Origin of the sequence: Shivajiella indica (assembly GCF_042683085.1) — a bacterium.
GTDB lineage: Bacteria > Bacteroidota > Bacteroidia > Cytophagales > Cyclobacteriaceae > Shivajiella > Shivajiella indica.
In genome coordinates this window covers 1-15,547 of record NZ_JBHUIV010000016.1, presented here as the reverse complement: position 1 = coordinate 15,547, position 15,547 = coordinate 1, and the positions used below count along the sequence as shown (strand labels likewise).

Annotated in this window: 12 protein-coding genes; 5 read left to right on the top strand and 7 right to left on the bottom strand. The window is 40.8% G+C overall.

All coding sequences use genetic code 11. The features are described 5' to 3' along the window. Positions 1–24: 24 nt before the first annotated feature. Together ACFSKV_RS09570 and ACFSKV_RS09565 are read right to left on the bottom strand one after the other, a co-directional pair. On the bottom strand, positions 25–1,572 hold the full coding sequence (locus ACFSKV_RS09570; protein WP_380801850.1) for a terpene synthase family protein: 1,548 nt from the start codon (positions 1,570–1,572) through the stop codon (positions 25–27). A gap of 229 nt (positions 1,573–1,801) precedes the next feature. Next, complete coding sequence (locus ACFSKV_RS09565) at positions 1,802–2,395, bottom strand: cyclic nucleotide-binding domain-containing protein (RefSeq protein ID WP_380801848.1); 594 nt, start codon at positions 2,393–2,395, stop codon at positions 1,802–1,804. Positions 2,396–2,609: 214 nt separating this feature from the next. Between ACFSKV_RS09565 and ACFSKV_RS09560 the strand changes: the two genes are divergently transcribed. Further along, positions 2,610–3,110, top strand: coding sequence for a MauE/DoxX family redox-associated membrane protein (locus ACFSKV_RS09560; RefSeq protein WP_380801846.1), 501 nt, complete (start codon positions 2,610–2,612; stop codon positions 3,108–3,110). A 901-nt stretch (positions 3,111–4,011) separates the two neighbouring features. After that, entirely contained in the window at positions 4,012–4,266 is a 255-nt protein-coding gene (locus ACFSKV_RS09555; protein ID WP_380801844.1) for a hypothetical protein, read from the top strand. A 47-nt stretch (positions 4,267–4,313) separates the two neighbouring features. On the opposite strand, the gene ACFSKV_RS09550 is transcribed toward ACFSKV_RS09555, so the two are convergent. The 4 genes from ACFSKV_RS09550 to ACFSKV_RS09535 form a co-directional block, all read right to left on the bottom strand. Further along, positions 4,314–5,660, bottom strand: coding sequence for a RagB/SusD family nutrient uptake outer membrane protein (locus tag ACFSKV_RS09550; RefSeq protein ID WP_380801842.1), 1,347 nt, complete (start codon positions 5,658–5,660; stop codon positions 4,314–4,316). 20 nt (positions 5,661–5,680) lie between these two features. After that, entirely contained in the window at positions 5,681–8,863 is a 3,183-nt protein-coding gene (locus ACFSKV_RS09545; RefSeq protein WP_380801840.1) for a SusC/RagA family TonB-linked outer membrane protein, read from the bottom strand. A 1-nt stretch (position 8,864) separates the two neighbouring features. Then, a complete protein-coding gene (locus tag ACFSKV_RS09540; RefSeq protein ID WP_380801838.1) occupies positions 8,865–10,457 on the bottom strand; it encodes a TlpA family protein disulfide reductase in 1,593 nt (530 codons plus the stop codon). A gap of 803 nt (positions 10,458–11,260) precedes the next feature. Continuing rightward, positions 11,261–11,473, bottom strand: a complete 213-nt coding sequence (locus tag ACFSKV_RS09535) for a hypothetical protein (protein WP_380801836.1) — start codon at positions 11,471–11,473, stop codon at positions 11,261–11,263. Between the two features lie 694 nt (positions 11,474–12,167). Between ACFSKV_RS09535 and ACFSKV_RS09530 the strand changes: the two genes are divergently transcribed. Then, positions 12,168–12,440, top strand: coding sequence for a helix-turn-helix domain-containing protein (locus ACFSKV_RS09530; protein ID WP_380801833.1), 273 nt, complete (start codon positions 12,168–12,170; stop codon positions 12,438–12,440). A 242-nt stretch (positions 12,441–12,682) separates the two neighbouring features. Here the strand turns inward: ACFSKV_RS09530 and ACFSKV_RS09525 are convergent, their stop codons facing one another. After that, positions 12,683–12,820, bottom strand: a complete 138-nt coding sequence (locus tag ACFSKV_RS09525; protein ID WP_380801830.1) for a hypothetical protein — start codon at positions 12,818–12,820, stop codon at positions 12,683–12,685. 331 nt (positions 12,821–13,151) lie between these two features. Here ACFSKV_RS09525 and ACFSKV_RS09520 point away from each other — a divergent pair, with 331 nt between their 5' ends. Both ACFSKV_RS09520 and cap12 read left to right on the top strand, forming a co-directional pair. Then, positions 13,152–14,210 (top strand): nucleotidyltransferase-like protein, encoded by a 1,059-nt coding sequence (locus ACFSKV_RS09520; RefSeq protein ID WP_380801827.1) that lies wholly within the window; start codon positions 13,152–13,154, stop codon positions 14,208–14,210. Further along, positions 14,207–15,145 carry a CBASS system CD-NTase-associated NAD(+) hydrolase Cap12 gene (gene cap12, locus ACFSKV_RS09515; RefSeq protein WP_380801824.1) on the top strand — a complete coding sequence of 313 codons (939 nt, stop codon included), beginning with the start codon at positions 14,207–14,209 and terminating at the stop codon, positions 15,143–15,145. Before ACFSKV_RS09520 ends, cap12 begins: the two co-directional genes overlap by 4 nt. Positions 15,146–15,547: the final 402 nt, after the last annotated feature.

Sequence of the window (15,547 nt, the reverse complement as noted above, 5' to 3'; positions counted from 1 at the left end):
AAATATGTAAACTTTAATATTTGATTAAAAGGCTACATACCTTTTGGTGTCTTTGACAGACCATGAAACTGAACCGGAAACCTGGTATTTGATACATTTGATAGCTTGCAATAGGGTTCGGTTTTCCGGTGAATACTTTTCCAAATATTGCCTGTCGAGGGTGAGAAATTCTTCCAACACCTGATCATGAATAGATAAAAGATGTTTTCTGGCCTGATCTATTTCCATACCGACATCATGGGAAAGCAGAAATATCCAGTTGTGCGGATCATTCAGTTTATTTTCCTTGTCGAAGGAAATGAGGTCATTGGAAATAAATATGAGTTTGGACGCCAATGTCATATACCTATGGATGGAAGGCCAGACTTGGTGAATATTTGGATAAGCTCTTTCCAGAGTGAATGGTATCAGGTTCAGAGCCAGGTTTCCTCCGGAGAATATGGGTCTTTTGATGAGGTAAGTTTCAATTGAGGGTATTTTATTTTCATCAAGGTTTGATGCTTCCCATGCACATTCCCTCACATATGACACCAGAGATAATCGGAAAAGTTTTATTGCTATAGGTGAGGATAGGAAGGAAAGGTTGGTCCATAAATATGAAATAGCTTTGATGAATTTCAGTGGCATTTCTCCATCAGGGTGAGGGGTTTTGTTTTCGGTAATCTGTAGCGCGACACCAAGTATTCCCAACCAAAAGCGTGATTTCTTCCCTTTGGGCAATTGGTCGGTATAATCATCAAGAATAAAGAGCAGGGCAAACAATTTTGAAATCCAGACGGAAATTTCAATATCTGCTTCAGGGTAAAGTCTTGAAGCCAAATGGGACATTTTCATTTTCTGGAACTGGATGACATCTTTATTCCGTGGCAGCAATTGGAGTTTGTTTACCCAATGGCAAGTAATGTTTTCAAGGTATTCATGTTCGGGGTGTAGGATGGAGGGGAAATGGTAATTGAATATTTCCCTGTTACGTGCCATGGTGGCAATACTATTTTTATTCTGAAACCTTTTGTTATTGTATCTATCGATGGTTCTGTAATGTACCCCTATCAGTTCGCTCAACTGTTTTCTGGTCAGGATGCTGAGTTTATTTCCAAAATATTCATAAACCAGTGGTATGGATTCTTTGTAATGTAATTGTGAAATATGAAGCCATTTTTGATCTGAGGCAGCAGCTATTTCCTTTAAGGAATTGGATAGGTCGCTTAATGAAGGTATTTCGGTCAGTATTTTTAGTTCCTGGGTTCTGGTGACGGTCACCACTTCGGAATTTTCCAAAGCCACCAACCTGTAGGGACTAGTGGTCTTTTCATAGTAGGAATTCAGGTCAAAAGCTACCTGTTCTTTGAAGTAAGGTCTTATGATTTTGTCGTCTTGGTACAGTGCAAGAGAGCCTTCCAGGATTAAATGGGCTGCATCTACCTTGGTATTTTCTTTTCTGATCACCTCATTTTTTTGATAGCGGTTTAGGGTGATGAATTTTTCGAGTTTCAAGTAATCATCAATGGGATATTTTACCAGTTTATCCATGATGTTTTTCAATTTCCATAATACTTCGTTGGTCATTTTCATAGCATATTTGGGTTAAAAGTAAAAGATAAAATCATAGGCAATGGACATTCTTCAGGAGTGTGATTTTTCTCCTATACTTCCAGGATTTTCTAAAAAGTGTTGATTCCTAAAAAGGGTTACGGCAAAACGAATTAATTAAATCTATAAAAGTAAAATCAATAAAGTCAACAGTTTTAGGTAAAAAGTGACTAAAATTTTAGAAAAAAGCGACAAAAAATAGGAAATATGCTTAAAAAATGATCGGCATGTGGTTTTTTTTCGAGATTAGCCTCACTAATGTTTCTCTGCTGATTCCAATGAATCTTGCAATTGTCCCGTAATTTGATTTTATAAGGATTTTAGGAAGGTTTTTTTCGAGGTAATCTAACTTTTCATTGTTTTTAAGGGCATTCAATATGGAATGATGGTGCATTCGTTCTTTCTCAATTTCTTGAATATGTTGTATGAGCTTTTCCCATTGAAGATAGAATGGAGCTAAATTATTTTTGATGGGGATGTATGGGATGTAAAGGAGTTTTGATGGGGAAAGGGCCTGCCAGGAAAGTTGTGTGAATGGAGAATTCGAATTAAGGGAAACGAACAGGTTATTTGGGCCTAATAACCTGAGGTAAGGTGAATTGGAAAGTTGTGTGTCAAATGCTGTGACCATGCCTTTGTTGATAAAGAAAAAAGCTTCTTTATTTCCCGGTGATTTGATTTTTTCGTTTTTCTTAAAGTCCAATGGTACCGCATATTCCATCATGAATCTTGCAAGAGGATCCAAGGGAAGTTGGCTATTGAGCATATAGAGCCTGAGTTGTAACCTTCTTTTATACAGGACCATGGTAAAACGATTTCGGTTTCAAATAAACATATTAGGATGAATAGTTGTGGGCCCAAATGGGCCATTTTGAGTTAATGGTTATAAAAAGCGACAGCATTTGATTTTTTGTATGAATTTTTGTAAAAAAAAGTGTAAAAAATCACAAATTCCTTTTAGGTGGTTTTCGTCACAGGTGGTTTTTTATTTGGATGTATTGGTGCCTAATTTGGTGGAAATGAAAGGGATTTCTGACATAAAACAGAGGGTTCAAAATGTAAAATCATCTAGGCAAAAGAACACCTGGAAAGTGGAGGTGCTCAGTATGTTGCTTGCTGTATTGTTTGTATATACCGGTGCCAGCAAATTGATCGACTGGTATGGAACTGTGAATTCCATAAACAATCAGGTGTTTCCAGAATGGATGGCCACATTGATTTTATATGGGCTTCCTGCTTTGGAGATTGGGGTGGCGATCATGCTGTTGGTTCCTCCATGGAGGATTTGGGGATTAAGGTTATCTGTTATTCTGATGTTCATATTCACGGGCTATATAGGTTTGGTATTGACTGGGATATTTGGCAGGATTCCCTGTAGTTGTGGAGGGGTGCTGGAGAGTTTGGGGTGGTGGGAGCATTTGGTGTTTAATGTGGCGGTTTTGGGGATGGGGGTTGTTGGACTTAGAGATGGAAGGACGGAGAGACTGAGGGACGCAGAGACGAAGGGACTGAGAGACTGAGGGACTATGGGAGTGAGGGAATGTGGAATGGGGAGAATTTCGGATTTCGGAAGGCGGATTTCGGAGATTTTGAACCATTAAGAAATTGAGACATTAAGACGGTTCATTAAGGTAGAATAAAATTGGGATGACTGATTTCGGAAAGGGAGAGCTTTGGCAGATATAAGAGACCGGTCAAATTGAAAGTTAGGATATATTGAAACCACGCCTGCCTGCTGCAGGCAGGAATTACACTGATTACACAAATTATTGAATTCCGTATTTATCTGCTGAGAGGTCTTGACTATCAATGTGAATTTGAAGAGGAATGGGAAAAGTAAAAAGTTGGAGCTTAGTGATTTTGGGAGATTGGTTCTGTAGGAGAAGGATTTTTTTGATTACACCGAGTTACACAGAGGAGGCACAGAGTAACACAGAGGGGGAGAAGTTAGAATGATAAGTGAAGAAAAGAAGAGTGATGAATTAAGAATGAGTGGAGCTTTCAAAAGTTAAGAGAATCGGTTCCATTTTCGTGAATTATTCTGAAAGATGCAATTGGGAATTGAACGAAACAGCCCCAGAGGGGCGATAGATATAATAACCTGGGGTTTTAACCCCTTGGATTGATGATACTCAGTCCGTATCCAGAGCCGGCGATGTAAGAGGAATCGGAGAATGGGTGGGATCGCCGGCGATATGGAATGTGAATTGGTAAGGAAGCAGTCAAGAGACTGCGTTGTTGGGGTCCAAGTCAGAGACTTGAACCAGAAAAGAAAGAAGATATGAGGCATAAATCTTCCGGGTTTTTTACGAGGTAGGGGATCGGGGAGTGAGGGGATCAAACCGGCCGTTCCTCTCAAAAGGTTTATGAATAAGATCGAAACGACCGGAATTACTTTAACTATATTAAACAATCAAAATTATGAAAAACTCAATTAAAAACCTGCTACGTGCAGGTGTATTTGCACTGGCTGCGGTATTTGCCTTTGCTTTTACAGAGCCCATGAATCCCAATCAGACAGTTTGGGGAAATGATCCAATTCAAGGTCCGGTACCGGTACAATTGGGGTCATCACAATATGAGTGTGAAAACAACCCTAGTGCCCAGTGTCTCTATGAAGATGAGGATCTGACTATGCCCATTACGGGGTCAAACGGTGATTTTCGTCTGAAATAATTTGAATCAATCAGGTAATCTCTTTTGGGGATTACCTGATTTTGCTTTTATCGATTGGTGAACTCTTCTTGAGGAATTGGAAACACAAAAGCCTCAGGAGATCGATCCATTTCTATGATTTGGTTGTCAAGAACCCTTTTCAGCGGGAAAAATTCTTTCCGGTCACCTAAGTACCTTTTTAGATCAGACCATCTCAGTCCCCGGAACAGCAATTCTTTTCTTCTTTCCCAGAGAATAAAACCCAATGGATCTTCAAAATCTGAAGGATTAAAAGGCTCAAAAGTGCCGGACATGTACCTGGATTCAAGCAATGTGTTCAGCGTTTCAAATGCTGCCTCCATATTCCCCAACCTTGCCTCACATTCAGCTTTTATGAGCAGGCTCTCGCTGACCGAAAGTCCGGTGAAGTAGTTTGATCTTCCGGTAAACTGTCCTTTAAAGTTGATGTTTCCTGCAGGGTTGATGAAGAAGTAAACTGTTTTTCTTAGGTCATTCTCCTCGTAAGACCGGTAAAGGAGTGTGTCAATTCTGGCCTCAGGATTTGAATTGAGCTGACTGTATGTTCCGGAAAACTTGTAATACACATACTCGGGGCTACCTAAGCCAACAGGAAAATTCAAAGCGGGGTTTAAGGAGTTAAAATCCATCAAGGTATTGTCAATTTTCAGGGATTCATCGATGTGCTTTAGTGCCTTGGTAAATTCATTCATACTTAAATAAACCCTGGCAGCTAAGGCATGGACAGCTGACTTTGATCCTCTGGTTCTGATTCCCGGTGTGTCTGGCAACAAGGGCGCTGCTTCCTCCAGATCCATGAATATTTGGGAGTACACTTTTCCCAAGGGAGCAAATTCTTCAATGGTATTTATGTCTGCCTTTAATACCAAAGGAATGCTGATCTGCAATTCTGTTTGGGGACTTGGCTTTGCTGCAAAAACCTTCAGCAATTCTGAATAGGCGTAAGCCCTGGTAAAGAGGGCAAATCCTTTGACAAAATCCCAATCTGAGCCATTCTCAGCTGTCCTGGTGGTCAGCTCAAGCTGCTGAAGGCAGAAGTTTGCCGTATAGATCTGGGTATATAAGGTAGTCCATTCCGGCTGTATGGCATCAGCATACATATCAGGGGTCAGCAGTCTTTTATAAGCATTGAAATATAAGGGATTGTCCTGTGACTCAATAAATTCACGGGTATGATAGAAGTCGTCAGAAGCAATTATATCTATTAAAGCACCTTGGTTCATCCTTTGTTCTGCACTCAAAAGTGCCAGCAGTTCATCCAAAGATTCAGGTACTTCCAGGTCAAGTCTCGGTTTGCTGTCAAGAAATTCCTGACAGGCCATTAGGCATATACTTATGATTGTGACAATCAGTATGTTTGTTTTATTGGTTTGCATAATTTGATTGGTTTAGGTTGTCAGAAGTTCAGGTTAATTCCCATGGCTATGCTTCTAGGGGGAAGCATCTGCCTGAAATCAGGATCAATGGGGTCATTAGATTTTTTCCAGATTATCCCAAGGTTATTTATGTAGGTATAGATTTCAGCCCTTTTGAAAGGAAGTCTTATATTTTCTACAGTGCTTAGGTCGTAGGAAAAGCGAATATCCTGTAGGCGGATATGATCCCCTCTTTCCACCAAGACATCGGAGTAACGGTAAAAATTGTCCCTTACGTTATTGACTGAAGCAGGCATAGAAGGTACTTGAGTGAAGTCTTCATCACCGGGCTGTTGCCATCTTTTGGCAAAATCAGCATGACCACCCTGCCCCCTGAGTACAGATGTGTAGAGGACAGACTCTCTTCGGTAGTAATATCTGGCACGAAATGAAATATTCGCGGACAGGGTAAAGCCTTTGTATTGGAATGTATTTCTGAAAGCACCAAAAGCCTGCGGTCTTCTTGGGCCATGGAAAGTGAGGTCCTCTGGAGAGGTATTGGTAAAGATTTCTGCATAATTTTCACTCAGTTCTCCGTCAAGGATTCCGATAGGGTTTCCGGTATCGGGATTTAATCCTGCCCACGGAAGGCTATAAATGGCGAAAAGAGGTCTGTCTTCCAAGGGGAAAAGCTGTCCCTGTGGCTGAGCCAGGTAATTGATCGGGGTGCCCCTGAAGAAGTAATCGGTTACTTCTTCTTTGATGGTGGAAAACATCAGGTTGCTTGTCCATTGGAAGCGTCCGGTCAGGTTTTGGGACTGTATGTCCATATCCATTCCTGTGGTTCTTGTACTGGCACTGTTGACCCTTGCCCTGAAGAAACCCGTGGAAGGTGAGAAGGGAGAGTCTCCGATCAGGTCCACACCGTTTTTGATGTAGGTTTCCACTGTGCCCCTGATCCGGCTGTTTTTGGTTTCAAAGTCCAATCCGAAGTTGAGGATTTTGATCCTTTCCCATCTAAGTAACCTGTTTTCGGGAGAGCTGATCTGTGCTGCCAATTCTCCTCCTGCCAATAGAAAAGCAGAATTGGTAAAATAAGTTGCTGTGGTAAGTGCAGATACTGATTTGTCCACGTTCCCGTTTTCCCCATAGGTGGCACGGAGTTTTAAGAAGGGAAGGTAATCCGCATTTAAGAAGCTTTCTTCAGAAATCACCCAACCCATTCCAGCTGACCAGAGCGGGACAGCACGCTGATTGCCGTCCACCCCAAAGAGGTTGGAAGCATCTCTCCTTGCTGAAAGGGAAACATTGTATCTGTTTTTATAGGTATAGGCCGCATTGAAATATTGGGAAAGGAATCTGTCAGTAAGTCCTCTGTGCCTTGTCCCGTCAAAGATTGTGGCCTGGAACCCGCTGTGGAACTGTCTGAAAGAACTGATAAGGTCCACGGGCTGGGAAATGCCAATGTTTTCCCTGTAACCATAATACCTGAATTCCCGGGAAATAGACTGGAAATCCTTTAATTCCCAACCTGCCACCGCATCTATGCTGGATACTGGACTGATTACTTTGTTGTAGGAGATCTGTCCCCGCAGGCTGTGACTGAAAGCCCCGGTGTTTTGGATGTCCAATATGCTGTTTCTCGGTACCGGAAAAGAAAGAGTTCCATCGGGGTTTTCCTGTGCGAACCTGTTGATCAGGTCTCTGGTGGAATATAGGTCAAGCCCCTGAAGGTTTTCCGTTTTGTTGACATTGGTCCAGTACTGGTAAAATATCCCCGCCTTTAGCCCGTCAGCAATTTTGTACCCGAGGTTAAGGTTTAGCCTTACATCATTTTCTATGTTTTCGATATTTCCTGCACCGATTTCTTTCAGGGGATAGTAATTCCAGTCCATGAGTCCCAGTCCGGCGGTACTTTCTATAAACCTTCTGCTGTAATCCCTGGTGACAGGGAGGGCATTTCCATCATTGTCGGTGAAGGTTTCATAAGGGAAAATATTTCTAGGTATCTCAGTACGGGTATCCCTGTTCCATCTTGTCAGATAGACTCCTGTTCCGATTTCAAGCTTGTTTGAAAGCAGGTTCCAGTTGTTTTTGATACTTAGTGTATAGCGTGAGTTGTCGTTGCCAACTACATTTTCAAGGTTTCTGTCCAGACCTGCTGAGATGGCATACCTGTAATTTCCTGTTCCGCCGCTCAGGTTGATGTTGTGCTGTTGGTTAATGGCAGGCCTGTAAAAATGCCTGGTGAAGTCGTGACGGACATCCCTTGATCTGAAGGTATTGAGCTGCCGCTGGAGTTCTTCCTGGCTGATCAGCCCGTTTCTTGCACTGAGCAGAGCTTCCACTGCCGGGGAAAGTGCGGGGCGGTTGATGTTATTGATCTGGGCATTGTAGAAGTTTCGTTCAAAAAGCAGTTCTTCCATTCCAATGAAATCATCTATGGACATTACAGGCTGATAGAAGAGATCTGGAGTCTGGAAAATGTTGATGTTACTGTTGATGGAAAGGTTGGGGGCATCGGCTTTTCCTCTTTTGGTGGTGATGACGATGACTCCGTTTCCTGCCCTTGCTCCCCATATTGAAGCTGCGGCCGCATCCCTGAGAACGGTGATGCTTTCCACGTCGTTTGGATTGAGGTTTTCCAATGGGCCATCATAGGGGAAATTGTCTATGATGATCAGGGGCTGGGTATTGGCGAAGATGGTGCTTCTTCCCCTGATGCTGATAGGATCATTGGCAGGGCCGGTACGGTTGAATATCAGTCCTGGAGTGACATCTTCCAAGCGGTCGAGGATGTTGGTGGATATCCGTCTGTTGACCAGTTCATTGTCTAGATGGACAAATGATCCTGTAGCCCTTTCTTTGGGGATTTCCTGATATCCTGTGGCCATGATCTCTACTTCTGAGAGGTCCATGTCCAGTTCGGTGAGGCTAAAACTGATTTCTGTGTCGGAAGTCAGGGTTATTTCCATGACAGTCCTTTCAAAGCCGAGATAGGAGGCGGAGATGTTATGGGTTCCTGGCTTGAGCCGAAGTCTGAAGGTCCCGTTTTCATCGGCTACTGTTCCCGAAGAAAGGTCATCCGGGGAGACAATGGCACCCGGTAAGGGCAGCCCGGATTTGGCGTCTTTGACAGTACCTGAGAGCAGGTACCTGTCAGTCTGTGCAAAGCCAAATGAAAGCATGAGGCAGAGCAGGGAGGTGAGTAGTTGTTTTTTCATTTTACTTGCTTAGGGTTTTGTTGGGTTGATTTTTAATGTGGCTTTTTAGTTTTTCTATTTCGGATCTGATTCCCTCATAGGTTTTGTCATTCAGACCAAGGCCTGTCAGTTTACCATCTTGGTCAATCAGCTGTAATTGTGGTGCAGATGTGATGTTGAAATATTTCAGGTAAGGGTGCTCGGTTGAGTTTCCCTTATACCCTGTCCAAATGTGGATGGACTCTTCAGGGGAATAGTGGCCGGAAGCCTTGGATCTGAGCCATCGTTCCCTGTTTTGGTCAAGGCTTAGGGATATGATGCTTACTTCGGGATCATTTTGGTACTCCTGTACAATTTTGGTCAGGTGGTATTCATTGAAGGATCTGCAGGATGAGCAGCCTGTCAGCCAGATATTGAGCAGGATGATTTTTCCCTTGAAATCAGTGATGCGGATATCTGTGCCTTCCTCATCTTTGAAGGCGTGGTCAGGAACTTGGAGGCCGGGAGTAGAAGCAGTATACCAGGTTTCCAACCTTTCTTTGAAGATGGGATTCTGCACCTCTACAAGGAACTTCCCCAGATCGCTGATTCCCTCTCTGATGATAACATTCCTTTTGAGGAAGTGTGCTGTAAGAACTGCTTCCCTTAAGTCGGGGTCTGCTTCCAGATGTGAGACCTCATATACCGATTTGTCATCGATGGCTGCCCTACCCAGCATTCTGTATTCCTGCATTTTGAGGTAATTGGGGGAGAAAAGTGGCGGGTATTTGGAGGCAAGGCTGTCAACCTGATTTTCGAGGTATGAAAAGGATTGGGCAAAAATGTCCACTAATTCCGGAGCGGACTGCTTTAAATCCCTGAAAAAGTATCCGTGAAAACCGTAAAATATCCGGAAGTACACATGAGAAATGAAATCATTTATGAGGGTATTGTAGACAGTTTCAGGAACACGGTTTTTGTAAAATTCTTCAATCAGAGCGAATTCATCTTCCTTTAAAATCGGCAGTGTCTGTTTCATTTTTTTCAGTCTTTCCCGTGGGGTTAAGATGGGGATTACCTTTCTTCTAAAGCGCTTGTTGTTCGCTTCGAACCTGTCCAGAAGCTCCTGCCTTGGAGAAGGCTGAGCCGAAAAATCAAGCATGCTGGGAATTTCGAAGAGCTTTCTTTCCAGAAGTTGGGAGAGGCCTAAGGACATCTCGAAGGATTGTCGGGCAGGTCCGGCGAAGATTACCTGTTGTTTGATCTGGTCAAATTTGATTTTGATGCTGTCCGATGGGGATATGAGGTATGGACCATAGGAAAAACCGCTTAAAGTATCTTCAAACGCTATCCAAGCGGGAAGCATGTTGGGTGGGATTTCCATATTGAAATCCCTGCTTCGTTGGGAAATTGTGCCTGCATAGATTGAAGGTGGATTTAAAGGAATGATAGAATTTAATGCTGGATGTTCGCTGTTAGCCATTTTGAAGGCATCATTCCAAAGTGATATCCGGATGTTTTCTTTAGGCTGGATGGAATATACTTCCCCAAAGATCCAGGCTCCATTTTCCGACGATTGGGCCAATGCCATTGAAAGGGGAGTAAGAAGGAGGATTATTAAAGTGTAATGTTTCATTGAATTTGCTGTATGGTTTTGTGAAGAGGTTTTAAAAAAAGAGGCCTGAGTGAACTGTATCACTAAATCTCCGGCCCAGAAGTGGGGCTTCCCTCCCGGGATAGTACCGTTACCTTTTGTGAATCCGCTAGCTACATTTGGGTTCCTTGATCAAATCACCTTATGAGGAAAGTGAACCGGGAGCCTTGTATGGAGGTAGGGGTAAAGACATTATTTAGGGAAATTCCTTGGGCTTGATATAGGAAGGGATGCAAACATACCAGCTGCTGTCTTTGAGGGAAAGATTCCCTGCCCGACTACCATTAAGGTGACCCACAATTCGTTTTCGTATGCCGTATGATTTGCTTCGGTAGAGGCATAGGAATGCCAGGAAGCATGTGTGTATAAATTTTTTCATGCATTCTTTGAATTAATTGTTCCAGGCGGCCCACCTTAGAAGGATGGTATTAATTCCCGAATCAAGAATTGGGAATAGCTCTCTGGATGTTTGAAATGTTATTGATAAGAGAATTGATATAAAGGAAGCCGGGAAATGAATGGCCAACTATCATTTCGGCAATGAAAGACCAACCAGACCCGGCCCCGGAACATAAAGCGCTAGAAGCACTTTTGCCCGGCCCTCACCGCTGTAGTACCGTCACCTTCTGTGCATCCGCTAGCTACATTTGGGTCTATTGTATCGTTTACCTTTATGAGAAAAGACACGGTGGGGGTCCTATGGGGGTGACCAGCAACTTTTCAGCTGTCGTCAAATAGCAATCCTATGATTGCAGTGGTTGTAAGTGGGTTCATTTTTGTTGTGGTTATGTTTTTAGTCTGGCTTTCACCTCCAGGTATTTCACCATGATGGATTTTGAGAAGCAAAGCAGATAAGGATGTTTTCTGCCCAAGTAAACCATGGCCCGGAAACTTTCATTGGGACAGGTGTAATGTCCCAGTTTGTGATTTCTTCCGTACTTGATACTCCGGTACAGACATGGGAGTCCCAGGAAGCATGATTGTATCAATTTTTTCATGCAGTCGGTTTAGGATCAGAAGCAGCCGCGAGGGTACCTGAAATAGAACGGACAAAGTTCTTCCAGTCCACCATTTTGGCAGCTACTGATCGTTCAGAAATAAGATTTATACTTTGAATACCCTATCCTCTGCAGCGGACAGGTATAAAGGAAAGGGCTAAAAACGGTAATTAGACTAAATAACCTTAGCCAACATTCCTTACCAGAAAGCTATATCATCAAACCGGAGATTTGATGACGTTCTTTTGGAGTTCAGATAGGGATAGGTTTCGAGAGAAAAGTTGGTACAGGTTTATTTGCACTCCTAATGACAAACGTGTGAGGCTTTCTTGAATTGAAGTAAAACAAATAAATACCTGTTCCATAGTATTATGAATTTATATAGAACGTCATAGGAGGAGAGTTTTGCCAAAAAAGAGGCGTGGGACTCACCTACTGTCTTAGAGGCACTGGTATACCTGAGGAACAAGTAAGCAAGGAGCCCACGCCAAAGGCGTGAGCATTCTCGCTTAATTATCCCGTTCCTCTTGAAATTACCAGTTTCCTAAGACGAGACGCTTAAGCGCAAATGCTAAATAAACACATTCGCAAAGATGCCAAACGTTGAACTAAATGGCATGTGTAAATATATAAATAAAAAAATACACGACAAATATGTCCTAATATTTTTTTGCTTTTTTTTAAATCTTGCGTTGTGGGGCAATATAAAAACAAAGAATTTTTAAGGTCTATTGGCTTAAAAATTGAATCTATTCGTACTTCCAAAGGCTTGACTCATGAAATTTTAGCCGAAAGAATGGGATTAAATGATGTGAGGCAAGTTGGAAGAGTAATTAATGCTGAAACTAACTTTAGTTCAAGTGAAATATTTAGATTTTCTGTTGCTTTAGGAGTTCAACCTAAAGACCTTTTTGACTTTGAAATAGAATTAAGGGAGGAATTTATACCGCCAATTAAAAAACCATGATTTTGAAATCTTTCCTTAAGGTGGTAGGTTGAATCAAAATTTTTTTAGAAATGTTTTCATATTTATGTATCTATGAATTTTCTAATTTCTTCCTCAGTAGGCTTAATAATGTCCCTTACAACCGGATTTACAAAATAATTCAAAAAACATGGAATAAAATCTTCCCTAATAAATTCCCTACCTAATCTTTTTTTGAAACATTCCAGGCAAAGCCCTACCCTGCATTCTGGCCCCTCACTAAATCAGTCCACCGGACTGATTCTTAACGTTCGGTCCTCTACTCCGTATTTTCCCCATAATTCTTCGGTCACTCCATAAAAATTGATCTTCCCTTTCTTGGTGTTGACACCACAGTCTTTACAAGTATAATCCCATTTCATAAGTCAAAAAATTTGAATAAGTCCCCTAAAATCGTAAATTTTAGTTTGAAAAGGAATAATTAATGTGAAAAATACCCTGTATAGGGGATTTTTTAGTTGAGGGGGATTGGGTAGGTTTGATAGAGTAATTTTAGTTACCTCCAATGAGATGTAAATAATCTCAGAAATAAGGTCTGTTTTTGATGATTTGTAATAAATATTAGATTTAAATAAATAGTGTAATTATAGTAATAAGCCGTCAATTCTTGATGGCTTGGCAGTACAAATAAGTTATATTAAGTAAGTTATGGGCAAGGCTAAAGGACATCACCGCAATATATAATAAGGACATATGGCAAAAAACTATAGACAACTAACGGAGAGTATTAAAGGACGAATTAATCCTGAGAATTTTACATTAAGAAAATCATTCTCAGATGAACTAGCGACAGTTTCCTACAGCGAAGTGCTGACATACATCAGAGTTGCAATGAAAGGAGTTGAGCCAGAATACACTCAAAAAAGTAAAGATGCGGGAGAACGGGTAAAAGAACATTTATCTAAAAAACTAAGTGATGTAACATTTAAATATCAAGGTTCTGTAATGACAGACACCCACATAAAAGGTTATAGCGACATAGACCTATTAACAATCAGTGACAAGTTCTATTGGTATGATGCACATAGAGTTAAACAGATTTTAGAATCATATGAAACAAGAGCAAAATACAGACAAAGCTCTATTGAAAAAATGGAAAAGGAAGTAAATGCAGGTTCATACCAGGGGGATGCACTACAAGATTTAAGACAGTTAAGATTAGATAGTGAAGATACCCTGACGGATGTTTATGACATTTGCGATACTTCTAAACCAAAATCAATCAAAATAAAGAATCAAAGTTTGAATAGAGAAGTTGACGTGGTGATAGCCAATTGGTATGATGATGTATCATCAATAATCAATGAAAAAGGAGACTACCGTGGAATTCAAGTTTACAATAAAGAAACACATTCAAAAGGCGACCCTGATTTTCCATTCTTAAGTATAAAACGAACAAATGAGCGAAGTTCAGAAACAAATGGAAGATTGAAACGAATGATTCGATTTCTGAAAAATGTAAAAGCTGATTCTGACCAAGATATTGACCTAAGTAGCTTTGACATTAATGCGGTATGCTACGATATTGAAGTTTCTAAATACCAAACATTATCATTTTACGAACTTGTTCCAGTTATCTATAATCAACTCAAAGAAATTTGTACTAGTCAAACAAAAGCGGATAGCATAATTTCTGTTGATGGTCGAGAATACATTTTCAGATACAATAGTAAAAAACTCAATAACCTAAAAATCTTAATGGCTGAAGTTGAAGGCATTTTTATTGACTTAAGGAAAATACTTGGGATATGATTAAAAAAAGACTTTTTATTGGCTCATCTTCCGAAGAATTGAGTTTAGCCGAGAAAGCGAAGACAATTTTGTCTACAGACTTTGATGTGACAATTTGGAATGAGAAAGTTTGGGATTCTTCTGTATTTAAGATTAATCAAAACTTTCTTTCAGACTTACTTAAAGCAACATTGCAATTTGACTATGGAATTTTATTAGGAACCAATGACGATAAAGTTGAATTCCGCGGACAAGTAATGTTGCAACCAAGAGACAATGTTTTATTCGAACTTGGGTTATTTACAGGACGACTTGGCACTTCCAAATGTGCCTTTATTATTGACAAAGACATTAAACTGCTTTCGGACTTTGGTGGTCTATCATTAGCAGTATTCGAAAACGGAAATGAACCAAGTTTTGAAAACGCGGTGAACCAAGTTAAAGAGCTTTTCAAATCAAGTTCAGATGACGAAATTAATTTTTTCCCCTCTGCGACATTGGCTTCCGTTTATCTAGAAAACCTCATAGCACCTACTTGTAGGTTTCTTATTGAGAATGGCGGCTATGAGCTTGACGGAATAAAATACAAAAAATGCAAGCTCCATATTTTAGTTCCAGACCGAATTAATCAAGATGTGAATCTTCAGTTTGAGAAATTAAAATCTTCAATTGAAACCAAAAATGTATCTTTTAAATATGCAGGGCGACCAAGAAACATAAGCATTGACACTCAAATAAAGGATGAAATACTAGTTTTTATTGACTTCCCAACAATCATAACAGGAATTAATTATGCTATTTCTAACTTATTGCCTAATGACTTCAATAGACTAAGCCCTGATTACGACTCCATCCTTGAAAGAGAATTAAGACGATTCATAACGACACTAAAAAAGCTCTTAATAAAGCACGGTTTTGACGAAATGGTAATTGTAAAAAGAGAGACTGACATATGACGGAGAAAAGAAGCCCAGCCCATAACAGCCGTAACTGTTCCACAACTTTATTTTGAATCAAGATAATATAGGGTTTGCAGTAATTTGATGGATTTCCCATTTTTGGATTGGATGAAAAAGTAGGTTGGCGGTTTTTGGGTTAAACGAGCCGGGGTTTCGGGTAAAGCCCGAAAACAGGCCGAAATGAATGAAGAATGGTGTTTTTAAGATTAGATAAGTCTATTTTCATTGTTGCTGCGGCCCTTAATACTGTTCTGCGTTCAAATTTCAGGTACTCCTGCCTGTATTCTAAGGTTAAAGCAAGTGGAATAGTACAATTTTGTTAATTATTTTCAAGCTGCGTACTTATAAATGTCCACATATGGTGAATCTCTATCTATGACAGCAAAGATTCTCGAAAGC